The organism is Flavobacterium sp., from assembly GCF_028712645.1.
Lineage (GTDB): Bacteria > Bacteroidota > Bacteroidia > Flavobacteriales > Flavobacteriaceae > Flavobacterium.
Window position 1 is genome coordinate 1 of the sequence record NZ_JAQTPQ010000036.1, and the last position, 19,049, is coordinate 19,049.

A 19,049-nucleotide genomic window follows, 5' to 3' on the forward strand; every position below is an offset into this window, starting at 1 on the left:
ATCATCGTTTAATAAGGCAAGGTTATTGCCATCAAAAGCAGCATCCATTTTGTAATAACAAGCAAAATCAAACACAGAACTGTTGGCATTATTAGCCCACCATTCTAAGGTATTTACATTCGAATCCCAATATTCTCCAACAGAAAAACCGCCTACATTTGCATTCCATTGATTGACTACCCATGGACCAAATCCTTTTACGTAGTCAAATCGCCAACCGTCAAATTTCATTGTGTTTTTATAATATTTACCAACACCATCAGTTCTTAACCAAAGCCAATTTTGAACATTTGGTGCTGCATGACATAAATCTGGATAGCCTCCAAAAGAGCCTTCATCATTGTTTCCATAGGCATTTTTATAAAAATCGGCACTTGTTCTTGGAAACTTTCCTGAAGCTACACTAGAAAAATTAGTCCAAGTTTGAGTCCCTGTAAATGGATTATTTTCTAATTGTCCGCCACTATTATGATTGATCACGATATCTGCATATACTTGTACATTTTCGGTATGGGCTTTGGTTATCAAACTAACTAATTCTGTTTTTGAACCAAAACGGGTTTCGACAGAACCATTTTGATTGAAATCTCCAAAATCAAAATAATCGCAAGGATCATAACCCATTGAAAAGGCTCCGTTTTGTCCTTTTGATGCTGGCGGTAACCAAATGGAGCCAATTCCTGCGTTTGACCATTCCGTTACTTTAGTAGCAATAGTGTTCCACCAGGTTCCACCGGCAGGAACATCCCAATAAAAAGCTTGCATCATTACTCCACCACCAGGATTTGCAGCATATTTTCCAGTAGCAGAAGAGGTTCGTGTTCCAGTACTAAATGGATGTCCATCGTGATGGGTAACATCGATTACTTTGTACTGCGCACTTGGTGTAGGTGAGCCTTGTTGCAATACATCGTTTGAATTACATGAGTAAAAGCCAATAAGTAGGGCTAATACATACAATTTAAAATTTGAATTTCTCATAAAATTGATTTGGGGGTTAGTTAATAAATTAGGTTAAGTTTTGTAAATTAATTTACTCATTTGTTAAAATTATGTAAAATTCCTTACTTTCGACAAAAGAAATAATATTTCATTTTACGAAAACGTAATAGTGTTGAAAACTTTTGATATTAACTATTTTATTAACTATTAAATTGCCATTTTAATAATTTTATAATTAATTTTTTGGCAAGGTCTTAATTTATAATATGGGGTAAATTTTTGAATTCCACATTTTTTTCAAATAAAAAATCCATAAGGCTTAAGGGGTTAGCATTTTCTATAATGATTTTTGATTTGGGATCTGCGTCGCAAAAGTCAAGGAAAAGTGCTGTTTCTTCGAGTTTTAATTTTAGTTTTTTACTAAAAAAATCTTGATCGTAAGTTGTGATGGCAAGATCTTTAAATGTAATTTTAGGAGTATTTTTTTTAGGAGCATCCTTTTCTTTTTTAAATAAACTTAAAATCATCCCTCCAATTCGCATTAAGTCAGGACTGTTGACTAAAGTTCCGTCATAGACTCCTATTGGTTTTGGATGGTTCGCTGCTTTTTCTATAGTTGAGTTGTCTGCATATTCTTGATTAAAGCCAATATGAGGAAACGAAATTTTCGTGACCACAACTTCCTCTAGTTCTTCGGGCTTTCGTATCAATGTTATGATAAGATTGGGGGTGTTTATGAATTCTTTTTCTAAAAAAAGTCTTTTATATTCGTAATTTTTAGAAATAAAAACGAGCATATCTTCGGCTTTTGCTAAGATGGTAAACCTCCCATAAATATCTGTAATCGTCGTTTTTTCGGAAACAAGATTGACTACTTCTATGCCTTGAAGAGGAAAATCATCACATAAAACCTTGCCTTGAATAGGCTTCTCTACTTGAGAAAAACCAAATTGAAACAGCATTAAAAAAAACAGGGCTAAGTATTTATTTTTCATCAATTTATAGTAAGTGGACTACAAAAGTATTGACGTCATTCATAAAAAAATCTAAAAAGGAGGTAAAATTTTGTTAATAAAAATGATTAGATATTTATAGTCAGTTTCTTGCTGAAATCTTGATGTTAAAATAACAAATTTTCTTTGAGATGGTTTCAATCAAACCGTTTGGATTTTCAAAACTTTTATCAAGTCAATTCATCGTAAAAAATGTTTGCCTATAAATTTTTGTTAATACTAATAACTAAACTTGTATTATATAATTGAATTCTTATTTTTGTCTGTTATAAGTTTAAAGAGCACAAAGTGATTGAAGTTGCTAGAACAATTCTATTTCTTGATTCTTAAAGCGTATATTTGGCTAAAATTATAACGTTCCTTTTTTTTTGGAATTGAATAGCCTAAAATCAAGATATTTTGCATAATAAAATAAAATCTCAAAAAATGCTTTTAAAAACAATACAAATGAAATCCATAATGAATAAAATTGCGCTTACATTTTTTCTAATACTTTTTTCAAGCGGAATCGCTTCAGCACAAGAAATCATTAAGGAAAGTGTTCAGGATACTCTAAAAACACAAACCTCAAATCAAAAACAAAAAATTGATGGTGTAATTGCTAAAGTGGGAGATTATATTATTTTGGACTCAGATATTGATAAAGCCTATATGGAAATTTCGAGTCAAGGAAATTCTATAAAAGATATTACAAGATGTCAAATGCTAGGAAAATTATTGGAAGACAAATTGTATGCGCATCAAGCCATTCAAGACAGTTTGAAAGTGACCGATGCTGAGATAAAATCAATGATGGACGAAAGACTGAGCTATATGATAGAAGGTCTTGGTTCTATGGATAAAGTAGTAAAGTACTATAAAAAAAATTCTGAAGAAGATTTTAGAAGCTATTTCTTTGATGTCTTGAAAGAGCAGAAATTGACTTCAGAAATGCAAAAGAAGATTGTTGACGAAGTTGAAATCACTCCTGAAGAAGTCCGTAATTTTTTCAAAACAATTCCAAAAGAAGAGCTTCCTGTTTTTGGAGCCGAAATGGAAGTGGCACAAATTGTAGTCGAGCCTAAAGTTTCGGAAGCAGAAAAACAGAAAGTGATTGATAAATTAAATCAGTTTAAAAAAGAAATTCAGGAAGGATCAAGCTTTGCTACAAAAGCAGTTTTGTATTCTCAAGACCCAGGTTCAAGAGCTTCTGGAGGGTTCTATAAAATGAATCGTAAAACTCCTTTTGTAAAAGAGTTTAAAGATGTAGCATTTAGTCTTGCTGAAGGAGAAATTTCAGCTCCATTCGAAACAGATTTTGGGTTTCATATTATTTATGTTGAAAAGATAAAAGGGCAAGATTTAGAATTGCGCCATATATTATTGACGCCAACAGTTACTGAAGAAGCGTTGAAAGAGGCCAAAGAAAAAATTGCATTAATTAGAAAAAGAATAGAAGACAAGGAAATTACTTTTGCCGATGCAGCAAGATCTATGTCTGATGAAAAAGAAACTAGAACAAATGGGGGAGCTTTAATCAATCCAAAAACGCAGGATACTCGTTTCGAATTAACAAAATTGGATCCTAGTTTAAACAGCCAAGTTTCGAATTTGAAAGAAGGAGAAATATCTCAACCGCTAATGGATGAAGATCAATCAGGTAAGAAAAAATATAAGATAATTACGGTTACTAACAGAATAAATGAGCATACTGCCGATTATGCTAAGGATTACACCAAGATAAAAGACTTGGCATTAAAAGAGAAACAAATTAAAGCTATCGGAAAATGGTTTGACGATAAAATTAAAGATACTTATATTAAAATTATTGGAGAATATAGAGATTGTGAATTCACTAATAATTGGCTAAAAAAGTAGGGATTTAAGATTTAAGATTAACGAATGCTGATTTCAGATTTTACGTTTGTCTACTATTTTAAATCTAAAATCTAAAATCTAAAATTAAATGTCTGACGTAGCTGCAATACATAACTTAGTTCAAAAACGAAACGAACTAAAAGCCGAAATCGCAAAAATTATAGTAGGTCAGGATACAGTTGTCGACCAAATTTTACTTTGTATTTTCTCAGGTGGACACGCACTTTTGGTTGGTGTTCCCGGATTAGCAAAAACGTTGATGGTAAACACATTGGCACAAGCGCTTGGTTTAGATTTTAAAAGAATCCAATTTACACCTGATTTGATGCCTTCGGATATTTTAGGCAGTGAAATTCTAGATGAAAATCGCCAATTTAAATTCATCAAAGGGCCTATTTTTTCGAATATCATTCTAGCCGACGAAATCAATAGAACGCCTCCAAAAACACAAGCCGCTTTATTGGAAGCAATGCAGGAACGTTCAGTAACTATTGCAGGTCAAAACTATAAACTGCATTCGCCATATTTTGTGCTTGCAACCCAAAATCCAATTGAGCAAGAAGGAACTTATCCTTTGCCTGAAGCGCAACTCGACCGATTTATGTTTGCCATCAAACTCGATTATCCCTCTTTTGAAGAAGAAGTTCAAGTAGTTAAAAGAACAACTTCAGATACAAACAGTACAATCAATCCATTGTTTACGGCACAAGAAATTATAGATTTTCAACACCTGATTCGTAGGATTCCAGTTGCTGATAATGTTATAGAATATGCTGTGACTTTGGTTAGCAAAACGCGTCCTGATAATAAATTATCAAATGAATTTGTGAAAAATTATTTAGATTGGGGAGCAGGACCTAGAGCTTCTCAAAATTTAATTTTGGCAGCCAAAGCCAATGCAGCTTTCAACGGAAAATACTCTCCTGATATCGAAGATGTGAAAGCCGTGGCTACAGGAATTCTTCGCCATAGAATCATTAAAAATTACAAAGCAGATGCTGAGGGAATTACTGAGGAAATGATAATTGATAAGTTGATGTAACTTTTGATTTCATATCTTTAATTTTTTTGTTTAACTGGAAACAAATACAGGTTCAAAATTGGTGTAGTTTTGTAAAGTCAAATAAAAAAGACTTTTTGAGTTAAGAAATTCTCATTATAACAACTTATTTTTGATTTTTCATTACTTATTGTATTTACATAGTTGTTTTTTGTAATGATATTTTTTAAAATGGCTTGTTTGATTAATTTATTTTAAATATCATCTTTAATTCTTAAGTTTGCATCACAAAAATTACGTTGATTTGACCTTTTAGAGTTGAATACGTTTTAGAGTAAAATTAAGGAAACGGGACTTTAAATAATAATTGCTAAATAAACCAAAAACGATATGGCTTTTGATATTGAAATAATCAATAGAATCTGCCTTTAACATTGAAAAGACTTCTATTATGAATATTTATAACGGTTATCTTCAGGAAATTGAAGAACGAAAAGGTCAGGGGCTTCATCCTAAACCTATTGATGGAGCGGAATTACTGAGCGGAATTATTTCGCAAATAAAAGATTTGAATAACGAGTACAGAGAGGATTCTCTTCACTTTTTTATTTATAATGTTGTACCTGGTACCACTCCAGCTGCTGGTGTGAAAGCTAAATTTTTAAAGGAAATCATTCTAGATGAATCGGTAGTTGCTGAAATTACTCCTGCTTTTGCTTTAGAATTATTGTCACACATGAAGGGAGGAACTTCTATTGAGGTCTTGCTTGATTTAGCTCTAGGTGCTGATGTTGCTATTGCTAAAGATGCTGCAGCTGTTTTAAAAACGCAAGTTTATCTTTATGATGCGGATACGGATCGTTTAGAAGCTGCTTTCAAAAATGGTAACGAAATCGCAAAAGAAATAGTAGAGAGTTATGCTAAAGCTGAGTTTTTTACAAAATTAACTGACATACCAGAAGAAATCAAAGTAGTTACTTTTATTGCAGGTGAAGGAGATATTTCAACTGATTTACTTTCTCCAGGAAACCAAGCACACTCAAGATCGGATCGTGAATTGCATGGGAAATGTTTAATTTCTCCTGAAGCACAAGTTGAAATCAAAGCACTAAGCGAAGCAAATCCTGATAAAAGTGTTATGTTAATCGCTGAGCGAGGCACTATGGGTGTAGGATCATCAAGAATGTCAGGCGTAAACAACGTGGCATTATGGACAGGAAAACAAGCAAGTCCTTATGTTCCATTTATTAATATTGCTCCAATTATTGCGGGTACAAACGGTATTTCGCCTATTTTTCTAACAACTGTAGGGGTTACAGGAGGAATCGGAATTGACCTTAAAAATTGGGTTAAAAAAGTTGATGCACAAGGGAATGTGGTTGTTGACGCAGCGGGAGAACCTGTTCTTAAAGAAGTATATTCTGTTGCTACAGGAACTGTTCTTACCATTAATACAAAAACAAAAAAATTATATAATGGTGATAAAGAATTGATTGATATTTCTGCTTCTTTAACGCCACAAAAAGTAGAGTTTATCAAAGCAGGTGGTTCTTATGCAATCGTTTTTGGTAAAAAACTACAAACATTTGCTTGCAAAACTTTAGGTATTGCTATCCCTCAGGTATATGCTCCATCAAAAGAAATTTCTATCGATGGACAAGGCCTTACAGCAGTAGAAAAAATATTCAATAAAAATGCTGTTGGAACTACTCCAGGTAAAGTTTTACACGCTGGTTCAGATGTTCGTGTGGAAGTTAATATTGTGGGTTCGCAAGATACAACTGGTTTGATGACGTCTCAGGAATTGGAGTCTATGGCTGCTACTGTGATTTCGCCAATTGTTGATGGTGCTTATCAATCAGGTTGTCATACTGCTTCGGTATGGGATAATAAGTCTAAAGCAAATATTCCAAGATTAATGAAGTTTATGAATGACTTCGGTTTGATTACCGCTCGTGATCCTAAAGGGAAATATCTTGCAATGACCGATGTAATTCACAAGGTACTTAACGACATAACTGTTGACGATTGGGCAATCATTATTGGAGGTGACTCTCATACAAGAATGTCCAAAGGTGTTGCTTTTGGTGCTGACTCTGGAACTGTTGCTCTTGCATTGGCTACAGGTGAAGCTACTATGCCGATCCCTCAATCAGTGAAAGTAACTTTCAAAGGGGAAATGAAAGATTATATGGATTTCCGTGATGTTGTTCATGCTACTCAAGCTCAGATGTTACATCAGTTTAAAGGAGAAAATGTTTTCCAAGGCAGAGTTATTGAGGTACACATCGGAACGCTTACTGCTGACCAAGCATTTACATTTACTGACTGGACTGCAGAGATGAAAGCAAAAGCTTCAATCTGTATTTCTGAAGATGCTACTTTAATTGAATCATTAGAAATTGCAAAAAGCAGAATCCAGATTATGATTAATAAGGGAATGGATAATGCAAAACAAGTGCTTAAAGGATTGATTGCTATAGCTGATAAGAGAATTGCTGAGATTAAATCAGGGGAGAAACCTGCATTGGCTCCAGATGCAGATGCGAAGTATTTTGCTGAAGTTGTTGTTGATCTTGATGTGATTGCAGAGCCAATGATTGCAGATCCAGACGTAAATAATATTGACGTTTCTAAAAGATATACTCACGATACAATTAGACCTCTTTCTTTCTATGGTGGAAAGAAAAAAGTAGATCTTGGCTTTATTGGTTCTTGTATGGTTCACAAGGGCGATATAAAAATCCTTGCTCAAATGCTTAAGAATATAGAACAACAACAAGGTAAGGTTGAGTTCAAAGCACCACTTATAGTAGCACCACCAACCTATAACATCGTTGATGAGCTTAAGGCTGAAGGTGATTGGGAAGTTTTAAAAAAATATTCTGGTTTCGAATTCGATGATAATGTTCCAAAAGTTGCGGCACGTACAGCATACGAAAAAATGTTGTATTTAGAGCGTCCAGGTTGTAACCTTTGTATGGGTAATCAGGAAAAAGCTGCCAAAGGGGATACTGTAATGGCAACTTCTACACGTCTTTTCCAAGGAAGAGTGGTTGAAGATACTGAAGGTAAAAAAGGAGAGTCTTTACTTTCTTCAACTCCAGTTGTAGTTTTATCTACAATTTTAGGAAGAACTCCTACTATAGAAGAATACAAAGCTGCCGTAAAAGGAATCAACTTGACTAAGTTTGCACCTTCACATAAGCAATTAGTTAGATAATTACATATTGTCTATCAATCAGTAAGAAGCCCGAGTTATAGACTCGGGCTTTTTTTATAGCTTAATTTTTTGTATCTTGTGATGTTAAAAAAAATAAAATAACAAATACATAAACACTATGGCTTTTGATATTGAGATGATTAAAAAAGTGTACGCCAATATGACTAGTCGTGTTGATGCAGCACGAAAACTTGTCGGACGTCCGCTGACATTGACTGAGAAAATTTTATACAATCACCTTTGGGAAGGAATTCCTACCCAAACTTTCGCAAGAGGAGTTGATTATGTAGATTTTACTCCAGACAGAATTGCTTGCCAAGATGCAACTGCTCAAATGGCTTTATTGCAATTTATGCACGCTGGAAAGAAAACAGTTGCTGTGCCTACAACGGTTCATTGTGATCACTTGATTCAGGCAAAAGTGGGTGCAAAAACAGATTTAGCTTTTGCAAAAACACAATCAAGCGAAGTTTTTGATTTTCTTTCATCAGTTTCTAATAAATACGGAATTGGATTTTGGAAACCAGGTTCAGGAATTATTCACCAAATCGTTCTAGAAAACTACGCTTTCCCGGGGGGAATGATGATTGGAACCGATTCACATACTGTAAATGCAGGTGGATTGGGAATGTTAGCTATTGGAGTTGGTGGTGCTGATGCCGTTGACGTAATGTCAGGAATGTCTTGGGAATTGAAATTTCCTAAATTAATTGGAGTAAAATTAACTGGAAAATTATCCGGTTGGACTGCACCAAAAGATGTGATTTTAAGAGTGGCTGATATTCTTACCGTAAAAGGAGGAACTGGAGCCATTGTAGAATACTTTGGTGAAGGTGCATTGAATATGTCTTGTACAGGAAAAGGAACTATTTGTAATATGGGAGCCGAAATTGGCGCTACAACTTCAACCTTTGGTTATGACGATTCTATGCGTAGATATTTAGCTGCAACAGGTCGTCAAGATGTAGTTGATGCTGCTGACACTGTTGCAAGTTACCTAACAGGTGATGCGGAAGTGTATGCAAATCCAGGACAGTATTTTGACCAAGTAATCGAAATAAACTTATCAGAATTAGAGCCTTATATTAATGGTCCCTTTACTCCGGATAGAGGAACTCCAGTTTCTAAAATGAAAGAAGAAGCTGCTGCAAATGGTTGGCCAATAAAAGTAGAATGGGGATTGATAGGTTCTTGTACCAACTCTTCTTACGAAGATATGTCTCGAGCTGCTTCTATTGTGGAACAAGCGGTTGCGCACGGAATTTCCCCAAAAGCAGAATTCGGAATCAATCCAGGTTCGGAACAAATTCGATATACAATCGAAAGAGATGGCATCATTGCCACTTTCGAAAAAATGGGAACTAAAGTATTTACCAATGCTTGTGGCCCTTGTATCGGACAATGGGATAGAGCAGGAGCTGACAAAGGAGAGAAAAATACAATTGTACATTCCTTCAACCGTAACTTCTCTAAACGTGCTGATGGAAACCCAAATACACACGCTTTTGTAACTTCACCAGAAATGGTGGCTGCATTGGCGATTGCAGGAAGATTAGATTTCAATCCTTTGACAGATACTTTGTTGAATGACAATGGAGAAGAAGTAAGATTGACCACCCCTTTTGGTGATGAATTACCAAAGAGAGGTTTTGATGTGGATGATAATGGTTTTCAAGCACCAGCCGAAGATGGTTCAGGAGTTAAAATTGTAGTAAGCGAAACTTCAGATAGATTGCAATTATTAGCACCTTTCGAACCTTGGAATGGTAAAAATATAATGGGAGCCAAATTATTAATCAAAGCTTTCGGAAAATGTACTACTGACCATATTTCAATGGCTGGACCTTGGTTGCGCTTCCGTGGTCACTTAGATAATATTTCGAACAATATGTTGATTGGAGCAGTAAATGCTTTTAACCAAAAATCAAATTCAGTAAAAAATCAATTATCAGGCAAATATGATGCAGTTCCTGCCGTGGCACGTGCTTACAAAGCTGCAGGAATTCCTTCGGTTGTTGTTGGTGACCATAATTATGGCGAAGGGTCTTCACGTGAACACGCTGCAATGGAACCTCGTTTCTTGGGTGTGAAAGCAGTTTTGGTAAAATCATTTGCTCGTATTCACGAAACCAATTTGAAAAAACAAGGAATGCTAGGATTGACTTTTGCCAATGAAGCAGATTACGATAAAATTCAAGAAGATGATATAATAAATTTTATTGATTTAGTTGATTTTGCTCCAGCGAAGCCATTAACATTAGAATTCGTTCATACTGACGGAACTAAAGACGTCATCTTGGCAAATCATACCTACAACGAAGGACAAATAGGTTGGTTTGTTGCCGGTTCTGCATTGAATTTGATTGCTGCTGGAAAAGCATAATTTCAAATTTTTAAATACTATTAAAATGCCCTGTGAAAACGGGGTATTTTTTTTGCCAATCTGTTAAATTGAATATAAAGGTTTCTTAAAAAGTGCGCCATTTGTATTTTTATATTAAATTCGCAGTAAGTCAATACTTTTTTGAAGTATTTTGTCGTTAAAGATATGCAAATCATCAATTTTCTGAATAAAAGAAATGGTTTTGAGATCTAAATGGTGAGGAAAGAATAGAATTTAAATAGAGTTTATGAAGTATTTTAGTTATTTGTTTTTGTTTGTTTTTTTAATTGGTATGAGTGCATTTTCGCAAGAAAGCTACACACGACATACCGTTTCTAAAGGCGAAACAATTAGCGAAATTGCTGAACAATACAAAGTGACTTCCAAAGCGATTTATCAGTTAAATCCAAAAGCGAAGAAAGGAATCAAATACCGTTCGGTTTTATTAATTCCTACTAAAGTTAAAAAACATACCGCTTCAACTACCGAAATGGCAAGCAATTATCCTGAAAAAAGCCACGAAGTTTTAGCTAAAGAAACAATATGGGGAATTGCAAAGCAGTACAAGGTTAGTGTTGATGATTTATATAAAATCAATCCAGAGTTAGAGAAAGAAGGGTTGAAAAAAGGACAGACAATTAAAATCCCTCAAAAGGATTCTGATAATTTAGCTTCCGCAACAACACCTGAAAGTACAAACGTAATTCCAAAAACGGATACTAATAATTCTAAGACTGAAACCATCGTTTCTTCAATAGGAGAAGCGAAAGTTGAAACACAAACAGAAAGGGTTCTTTATAAAGTTTTGCCAAAGGAAACACTTTATTCTATTGCCAAACAAAATAAAATTTCGATGGTCGATTTGAAAAAGGCAAATCCAACAATAGGAAATAAACCATTGAAAGCAGGTCAGAAAATTATTGTTCCTATTAAAGTAGAGAATAATTCAAATTTAGCTTCCCGTGAAGAAATTTCAAAAACGATAAAAGACCCAAATCTAAATGTTGCTCTCGAACAGGAAAAACAAAGTACAGATTTATCTCAAAATGCAGACAAAGCGAATACGGTTGAAATAGAAATTACCCGTGAAGTCCTGCCAAAAGAAACGAAATACGGAATTGCAAAAGAATTTGGGATTACTGTTGCCGAATTAGAAAGACAAAATCCAAAGATTGTAAAAAAACTTCCTGTTGGTTATATACTCAAAATTCGCAGTTCAAAAGTAATGGAAGAAACGATTTCAGTTGAGGAAGTTGTTGTCAAAGAACAAGTAGTGAAAGCAGATTCGACTCGCTATATAAATACGATTCACGATGCCGTCTTTGTAGATCAATTGATATCAGTAGCTTCTGAAAACATAGGAACACGGTATCGTTCTGGGGGAACCACAAAAGAAGGCTTTGATTGTTCTGGATTAGTGTACTCTACTTTTGGCACTTTTGATATTCGACTTCCAAGATCATCTATCGAAATGGCTTCTTATGGTTCTAAAATTAGTACCGAAAATGCCCAAAAAGGAGATTTGATTTTCTTTAAAACCAATGGCCGACGACAAATTAATCACGTGGGAATGGTAGTTGAGGTTCTTGATGGTGAAATAAAATTCATTCATTCTTCAAATCACGGTGGTGTAATTATTTCTTCTACTAAAGAATCATATTACGAAAAGAATTTGGCGCAAATTAATCGGGTGTTGTAAAGCGCATTGAAAAAATAAATTTTAGTAAACTCTCAAGGAAACTTGGGAGTTTTTATTTAGTGTATAGTATTAATTTTGCGATGAGATGATAAGGAGATTGTTTACTCAAATAGCACTTATTTACTTCTTGTATTTTCAAAAAAAGTATATCTTTATCCAACTAAAACCCAAAAACTATGCAAGACAATACCCAAGACCATTTCAAAAGAGAACTCGGATTATTAGACGGAACAATGCTTGTTGTGGGCTCAATGATAGGTTCGGGAATTTTTATTGTAAGTTCCGATATGGTGCGCCAAGTGGGTTCTGCAGGTTGGCTTATTGCTATTTGGATTCTTACCGCTTTGTTGACAATAGTTGCAGCAGTTAGTTATGGAGAGTTAAGTGCGATGTTTCCTAAAGCTGGCGGACAATATGTATATATCAAGGAAGCTTACGGAAAATTGATAGGGTTTTTATATGGCTGGAGTTTTTTTGCTGTAATACAAACAGGGACAATTGCAGCAGTTGGTGTGGCTTTTTCTAAATTTGCTGCTTATATTTTTCCGTCTTTTAGTGATGATAATATTCTATATGAAGTAGGAGATTTCAAACTCAATGCTGCGCAGATAGTTTCCATTATTACCATTATTTTGCTCACGTATATCAATAGTCGTGGGGTGAAAAATAGCAAGATTTTGCAAACGGTTTTAACGGTTATCAAAATAGCATCACTTTTGGGAATGATTATTTTTGGATTTATTCTAGCTGCCAAAGCCGAAGTTTGGAATGCTAATTGGGCTGATGCTTGGGGTTCAAAATCGCTTGACACAACGACGGGTTCTTGGCGTCCAATTAATGGAATGACATTATTATCAGCTTTTGTGGCAGCTTTCGTGGGCTCTCAGTTTTCGAGTGTGGCTTGGGAAGGGGTTACGTTTATCGCCGAAGAAATTAAAAATCCCAAACGGAATGTGGGTCTAAGTCTGTTTTTGGGAACCTTACTAGTTGGAGTTATTTATACAATGGCCAATGTAATGTATATTGCGGTGCTTCCTTTGCAAGATATTGCCACCGCAAAATCAGATCGTGTTGCGGTTGTAGCATCACAAGTTATTTTTGGTGATATAGGAACGTTAATCATTGCATTGATGATTATGATTTCGACTTTTGCCTGCAATAACGGACTAATTATGGCTGGCGCAAGAGTATATTATACGATGGCAAAAGACGGTGTATTTTTCAAAAAAGCAGCTAATTTAAATAGTGCCAGCGTACCAGCTTGGGCTTTATGGGCTCAGTGTATTTGGGCTTCGACTTTGTGTTTAACTGGGAAATACGGAGCCTTATTAGACTTTGTCGTGATTATCGTTTTGATATTTTACATACTAACCATTTACGGAATTTTCATCCTGCGCAAAAAAATGCCCGATGCCGATAGACCTTATAAAGCTTTCGGTTACCCATTCCTGCCTATGCTATTTATTATACTTTCTTCCATAATTTCGATTACCTTATTGATTATCAAAACAAGTACTTGTGGTTGGGGCGTATTTATTATGTTGATAGGAATCCCAGTTTATTACTTGACAAAACAAAAGGAATAAGGAATTGTGTCTCTACTATGCTAGGTTGGTTGGTACAATTGAATAATTAATAAGCGTAAGTCTTTTATTAATTATACGATAAATAGTAGAAAGTATTTTTAATAATTGAATTGGTTCTAATGGTTGAAAGTTTATAATTATTGCGAAGCTAAATGCAATAAGAATTATTCTTTTTTAGGGGCTGAAATGAAAATTGACATACTAAATCCTATAAATAAACGTTAATTTATATTCTCTTGAAAATCTTACATAAAAAGTTTAATAATTTAAACATGTGTATTTTGTCTGTTTTTTTGTGTATTTCATAGATGAAATAATGTTTGTTGTATTAAAAAAAAATGGTATTGAATTATAAATTTGTATTTTTGCATCGAATAGAGAATATGTTTAGATTATAAAACAATTTTTATTATTGATAAAAAGTATACTATGATTAAAAAATCTTCGAAATTTTTTTCGAGTGAAAATGTAAGGTTAATTATAAATAATTTAAGTTATTTACCTAGATGGATCATCGTTATGTTTGATGTCACTGTTTTGGTAGTAGCATTTTTAATTACCTTTTTTATATATGATGGTATAGGCTCACACTATATATATCCACCCTATCAAATGTCATTTATGACTATTTTGATGGTGTCTAATATTTTCTTTTTTTGGGTATTTAGAACCTACTCGGGAATCATTCGTCATTCTTCTTTTACTGATGCAATAAAACTTTTCTTTTCACAAGTTTCTGTATTAGTTATATTTCTTATTTTTAATTTTATTTTCCTTTTTTTCTACCAAGAAAAGATATTTAAAAACTCGGCACTTTTCATCAACATTGTACTTTCTTTTTGTGGTTTGTTTTTGTATCGGGTGTTAGTAAAACAAGTTTTCGAAATTTATTTTTCAGAGAAAAGTGATGCTAAACTGATAAGGACTCTTATTTATGGTACTGATGCTAATGCTATATCGGTAGCCAATGCATTAAAATTTGAAACACCTACACGATTCAAAATTGTTGGATTTGTTGACAGGAATACTCAAAATGCTTCCAAACGAATGTTGGATTTGCCAATTCTGGTTCAAAAGAAAAAGTTTTCCACCTTAATGCGTTCCATAAGGGCCGATGGTGTTATTATTGCCGATAGAAGCCTGTCTCGAGAAGATCAATTAGTCATTGTAGACCAGTGTTTAGAATTCAACTATAGAGTGTACAATGTACCACCAATTTCGGATTGGGAAAACCAAAAAGAGATTTCTAAGAAAGTAAAGAATATTCAGATTGAAGATTTATTGGAACGCAAACCTATTGTATTAGACAATAAATCCATAAGCAAACAATTAGAGAATAAAACCGTATTAATTACAGGTGCTGCTGGTTCTATAGGAAGTGAAATAGTGAGACAAGTATTGGGATTTAATCCGGGGGAAGTTATTGTCTTAGACCAGGCCGAAACTCCATTGCATAATCTTGGTTTGGAGATAGAATCTCTTGAGCATAATTCAAAAATACTCCATGTAATTGCCGATATTAGAAATAAGGAAGCAATGAAAAGAGTATTCAAATTATATAAACCCAAAGTAGTTTTTCATGCTGCTGCCTATAAACATGTGCCTTTGATGGAAGAAAATCCTTCACAGGCAATCCTAAACAATATTGAAGGGACAAAAAATATTGCCGATTTGGCCTGTGAATTCAAAGTCAAAAACTTCGTAATGATTTCTACAGACAAAGCGGTAAATCCGAGCAATGTCATGGGGGCAAGTAAAAGGATTGCTGAGAAATACGTTCAATCTTTACAATTAAAAAGCATAAAAGAGAATGGTTCCAAAGGAACAAAATTCATAACTACGCGTTTCGGAAACGTGTTAGGGTCTAATGGTTCAGTTGTGCCATTGTTTACCAGTCAAATCGCGAGTGGTGGACCAGTTACTATCACGCATCAAGATATTATTCGCTATTTTATGACCATTCCCGAAGCTTGCCAGCTAGTTCTTGAGGCAGCAACAATGGGTAATGGAGGAGAAATCTATATTTTCGATATGGGCAAACCAGTTAAGATTATTGATTTGGCTAGAAAGATGATCAAGTTAGCCGGATTTATTCCTGATGTAGATATTAAAATTCAAATTGTGGGTTTGAGACCTGGTGAAAAATTATTTGAAGAATTGCTCAATGACACTTCTAAAACCTTGCCTACTTATCACGAAAAAATAATGATAGCACAGGAATTGCAAGAGGAATTCGAAACCCTACATGAAGACATTGAGGAGCTTATAGGAATAGCTAATTTCTTCGACAATGATGATATCGTAGCGAAAATGAAAAAAATTGTTCCTGAGTTTAAAAGTATGAATTCGGTATTTACTGTATTAGACAAGTAATTTCAATTTCAAACAAAAAGTTCACAAAGGAAAGCCAATTTTCCTTTGTGAACTTTTTTGTTTTTAAAAGAAGATTATAAAGTCGGGTTAGATGAATCCAATTTAAAAAACTGGTTATTGGAGATGATTTCCTTGAGCGGAGCTAAATCTTTCAATCTTACTTTTTGTCCAAAAGAGGCAACGTGTTTGTCATGATGGGCATCCGAGCCCACAAAATTATACATTCCTTTTTGGAGCAATTTCTCTGCAACCTTGACAATTCCTTCGCCATAATAACCCACTACTGCAGCTAAATTCAGTTGAAATAAGCAACCAGCTTTTTTCAATTTCTGGTATTCATCAAACTTGGAGTGGTAAAATAAATAACGTTCTGGGTGTGCCAACACAGGGATATAGCCCGCCACCTGCAATTCGAATAGAATTTCATACAACTGAATGGGCGGATTGATGTATGACATTTCGACCAACACATAATTATCCTTGAGAGTCAATAACTTTTCAGACTTGAAGAGTTCTACAAAATAATCGTCCATCATGTATTCTGCAGCAGCACGAAAGGGAACTTTGATTTGATGTTTTTCTAGTTGCTTGACTGTTGCCTCCTCCACCATCTTTATACCCTTACTAGTATTTTCCCAAACGTGGTGTATGATGTGGGGCGTGGTGATAAATTGAGAAATGCCAATAGCTTGAAGCGATTGAGTAAGTCGCAGGCTGTCCTCAAAATTCCTAGCACCATCATCGATGCCTGGTAAAAGATGCGAATGAATATCGATATGATTATCGGGAATCAAATCTTGGAGAGCGGTTTTGGTTTTAAATATCGATAGCATGTTGCGAAGGTAAACAATTTGTTGTTTTGTCTCCAATTTTATTCTGAAAGCCAGATCCCAAACCGATTCAAATTATATTTTTGAATTACGAATCGATAATACTATATTTGCTATTCACAATGTCTCCAATAGGTATTCAATGATACCTAATTATCTTTGCATAGGAAGGAACTCAAAAAGTGAACCTAGAATCTACAAATGAACAATACAGAAAATATAAATCAGGATTGGTTGTTTGAAATAACTCCCAAAAACAAATTCTTCTCCCTCAATCTCAAGGAGATTTGGCAGTACCGGGATTTGCTGATGCTTTTTGTAAAGCGTGACGTAGTTACAGTTTACAAACAAACAATTCTCGGACCGTTGTGGTATTTGATTCAACCTTTGTTTACCTCTATTATCTTTACCATTATTTTCAATTCTGTTGCGGGAATAAGTACAGGAAGCGTACCACCATTCTTGTTTAATTTGGCTGGAATCACGATATGGAACTACTTTACCTCCTGCCTTAATGACACCTCAGATACCTTCAAGAAAAACGCGGCTATCTTTGGTAAAGTCTATTTCCCTCGAATCATTATGCCGCTTTCGGTGGTGATTTCTAACTTGCTGAAATTTGGAATCCAATTCATCATATTTGTGGTCTTTTATATTTTTTACTATTTTAAGGGAGCTGAGATTTCAATCCATAGTTCTACCTTATTTTTTCCTTTATTGGTAGCTTTGATGGGAATTTTGGGTTTGGGCTTGGGAATGATTATTTCCTCCTTGGTAACTAAATATAGAGATTTCACCTACCTCATAGGTTTTGGGGTACAGTTACTAATGTATTTGTCAGCGGTCATGTATCCTATGGCATTAATTAAGAGTAAATTACCTGCTTACGGCTGGCTTGTTGCTTATAATCCTTTGGCTTACGTCATAGAAACCACTAGATATATGCTGCTAGGAATAGGCCATATTTCTGTTTTGGGGTTGCTATATACTGCTAGTGTAACTGTTGTCGTATTTTTTGCAGGCTTGCTGATTTTTAACAAAACCGAAAAGAGTTTTATTGATACAGTGTAGCTGAATGAGAAGTGAATAGTGAATAGTGAGGAGTGAAATAGTGAGAAGTTAGGTTTTATTTACTTTTCTAAAAAATAAATGAATATATGGATCATAAAGATTTAGAGGCTTGGAAAAAGAGTATGGATTTGGTAGTTAATGTATATCAGATAACGCAGTTGTTTCCAGATACTGAAAAATATGGTTTAACGAGTCAGATGAGAAGAGCTGCTGTTTCAATTCCGTCTAATATAGCAGAAGGAGCTGCACGAAAAGGAAATAAAGAATTAATTCAATTTTTGCATATTGCAATAGGGTCACTTTCGGAATTAGAGACTCAATATTTAATAGCGTTAAGACTAGAATTTATTAAAAATGTAGAGGCTTTTGAAATGCAAATGATTGAAGTTAAAAAACTTTTAATTGGATTTAGAAATTATTTAAATAAATGAAATAGTGAAAAGTGAATAGTAAGAAGTGAGAAGTAAATAGTAAGGTTCTATTCACTAAAATCCACTCACGATTCACGATTCACGACTCTCTAAAAATGAAAGACATCATCCTCAAAGCCGAAAACATCTCTAAGCAATACCGCCTCGGACAGGTAGGCACTGGTACGCTCAGTCACGACCTGAATCGCTGGTGGCATCAAGTGCGTGGCAAGGAAAACCCTTATCTCAAAATTGGCGATACCAACGACCGCAGCACCAAAGGCGAAAGCGACTACGTTTGGGCACTGCAAGACATTAATTTTGAAGTGGAACGTGGCGAAGTCTTGGGCATCATTGGCAAAAACGGGGCGGGAAAATCAACGCTTTTAAAAATATTATCTAAGGTTACGGCTCCCACAACGGGCAGCATAAAATCTCGCGGACGCATTGCTTCCTTGCTCGAAGTAGGCACCGGATTTAATGGTGAAATGACGGGACGCGAAAACATCTTTTTGAACGGAGCCATTCTGGGAATGACCAAAAAAGAAATTGCCTCCAAGATTGACGAAATTATAGATTTCTCGGGTTGTGAGCGCTACATAGACACACCTGTAAAACGCTACAGCAGCGGAATGACGGTGCGACTGGCTTTTGCTGTGGCG

General features: G+C 34.8%; 13 protein-coding genes. 10 read left to right on the forward strand and 3 right to left on the reverse strand.

Annotated features, from left to right (window positions below; all coding sequences use genetic code 11):
• Both PHC28_RS04460 and PHC28_RS04465 read right to left on the reverse strand, forming a co-directional pair.
• Positions 1 to 981, reverse strand: a 981-nt coding sequence (locus PHC28_RS04460; RefSeq protein ID WP_300096782.1) for an alpha-amylase family glycosyl hydrolase, incomplete at its 3' end; no start/stop codon positions are given.
• Between the two features lie 215 nt (positions 982 to 1,196).
• Positions 1,197 to 1,937 (reverse strand): hypothetical protein, encoded by a 741-nt coding sequence (locus PHC28_RS04465; protein WP_300096783.1) that lies wholly within the window; start codon positions 1,935 to 1,937, stop codon positions 1,197 to 1,199.
• A gap of 444 nt (positions 1,938 to 2,381) precedes the next feature.
• Between PHC28_RS04465 and PHC28_RS04470 the strand changes: the two genes are divergently transcribed.
• From PHC28_RS04470 to PHC28_RS04500, 7 genes are all read left to right on the forward strand, one after another.
• Positions 2,382 to 3,812, forward strand: a complete 1,431-nt coding sequence (locus tag PHC28_RS04470) for a peptidylprolyl isomerase (RefSeq protein ID WP_300096784.1) — start codon at positions 2,382 to 2,384, stop codon at positions 3,810 to 3,812.
• A gap of 88 nt (positions 3,813 to 3,900) precedes the next feature.
• A complete protein-coding gene (locus PHC28_RS04475; protein WP_300096785.1) occupies positions 3,901 to 4,854 on the forward strand; it encodes a MoxR family ATPase in 954 nt (317 codons plus the stop codon).
• 409 nt (positions 4,855 to 5,263) lie between these two features.
• Positions 5,264 to 8,035: a bifunctional aconitate hydratase 2/2-methylisocitrate dehydratase gene (locus PHC28_RS04480; protein WP_300096786.1), complete on the forward strand. Its 2,772-nt coding sequence runs from the start codon at positions 5,264 to 5,266 to the stop codon at positions 8,033 to 8,035.
• A gap of 118 nt (positions 8,036 to 8,153) precedes the next feature.
• Positions 8,154 to 10,418 (forward strand): aconitate hydratase, encoded by a 2,265-nt coding sequence (locus tag PHC28_RS04485; protein ID WP_300096787.1) that lies wholly within the window; start codon positions 8,154 to 8,156, stop codon positions 10,416 to 10,418.
• A 247-nt stretch (positions 10,419 to 10,665) separates the two neighbouring features.
• Positions 10,666 to 12,117 (forward strand): LysM peptidoglycan-binding domain-containing protein, encoded by a 1,452-nt coding sequence (locus PHC28_RS04490; RefSeq protein WP_300096788.1) that lies wholly within the window; start codon positions 10,666 to 10,668, stop codon positions 12,115 to 12,117.
• A gap of 176 nt (positions 12,118 to 12,293) precedes the next feature.
• Positions 12,294 to 13,703 carry an APC family permease gene (locus tag PHC28_RS04495; RefSeq protein ID WP_300096789.1) on the forward strand — a complete coding sequence of 470 codons (1,410 nt, stop codon included), beginning with the start codon at positions 12,294 to 12,296 and terminating at the stop codon, positions 13,701 to 13,703.
• 429 nt (positions 13,704 to 14,132) lie between these two features.
• Positions 14,133 to 16,076 (forward strand): nucleoside-diphosphate sugar epimerase/dehydratase, encoded by a 1,944-nt coding sequence (locus PHC28_RS04500; protein WP_300096790.1) that lies wholly within the window; start codon positions 14,133 to 14,135, stop codon positions 16,074 to 16,076.
• 74 nt (positions 16,077 to 16,150) lie between these two features.
• Here PHC28_RS04500 and PHC28_RS04505 read toward each other — a convergent pair whose 3' ends face one another.
• Positions 16,151 to 16,909: a CpsB/CapC family capsule biosynthesis tyrosine phosphatase gene (locus tag PHC28_RS04505; RefSeq protein ID WP_300096794.1), complete on the reverse strand. Its 759-nt coding sequence runs from the start codon at positions 16,907 to 16,909 to the stop codon at positions 16,151 to 16,153.
• Between the two features lie 198 nt (positions 16,910 to 17,107).
• On the opposite strand from PHC28_RS04505, the gene PHC28_RS04510 reads away from it, so the two are divergent.
• The 3 genes from PHC28_RS04510 to PHC28_RS04520 form a co-directional block, all read left to right on the forward strand.
• Positions 17,108 to 17,977, forward strand: coding sequence for an ABC transporter permease (locus PHC28_RS04510; protein WP_300096791.1), 870 nt, complete (start codon positions 17,108 to 17,110; stop codon positions 17,975 to 17,977).
• 86 nt (positions 17,978 to 18,063) lie between these two features.
• Positions 18,064 to 18,408 (forward strand): four helix bundle protein, encoded by a 345-nt coding sequence (locus tag PHC28_RS04515; RefSeq protein ID WP_300096792.1) that lies wholly within the window; start codon positions 18,064 to 18,066, stop codon positions 18,406 to 18,408.
• A 95-nt stretch (positions 18,409 to 18,503) separates the two neighbouring features.
• Positions 18,504 to 19,049 (forward strand): ABC transporter ATP-binding protein (locus PHC28_RS04520; protein ID WP_300096793.1); only part of this gene is annotated, 546 nt, incomplete at its 3' end.

Coding starts and splice junctions, on each gene's coding strand:
- PHC28_RS04465 (WP_300096783.1), bottom strand. CDS start 1,937: ATGAAAAATAAATACTTAGCCCTGTTTTTTTTAATGCTGTTTCAATTT.
- PHC28_RS04470 (WP_300096784.1), top strand. CDS start 2,382: ATGCTTTTAAAAACAATACAAATGAAATCCATAATGAATAAAATTGCG.
- PHC28_RS04475 (WP_300096785.1), top strand. CDS start 3,901: ATGTCTGACGTAGCTGCAATACATAACTTAGTTCAAAAACGAAACGAA.
- PHC28_RS04480 (WP_300096786.1), top strand. CDS start 5,264: ATGAATATTTATAACGGTTATCTTCAGGAAATTGAAGAACGAAAAGGT.
- PHC28_RS04485 (WP_300096787.1), top strand. CDS start 8,154: ATGGCTTTTGATATTGAGATGATTAAAAAAGTGTACGCCAATATGACT.
- PHC28_RS04490 (WP_300096788.1), top strand. CDS start 10,666: ATGAAGTATTTTAGTTATTTGTTTTTGTTTGTTTTTTTAATTGGTATG.
- PHC28_RS04495 (WP_300096789.1), top strand. CDS start 12,294: ATGCAAGACAATACCCAAGACCATTTCAAAAGAGAACTCGGATTATTA.
- PHC28_RS04500 (WP_300096790.1), top strand. CDS start 14,133: ATGATTAAAAAATCTTCGAAATTTTTTTCGAGTGAAAATGTAAGGTTA.
- PHC28_RS04505 (WP_300096794.1), bottom strand. CDS start 16,909: ATGCTATCGATATTTAAAACCAAAACCGCTCTCCAAGATTTGATTCCC.
- PHC28_RS04510 (WP_300096791.1), top strand. CDS start 17,108: ATGAACAATACAGAAAATATAAATCAGGATTGGTTGTTTGAAATAACT.
- PHC28_RS04515 (WP_300096792.1), top strand. CDS start 18,064: ATGGATCATAAAGATTTAGAGGCTTGGAAAAAGAGTATGGATTTGGTA.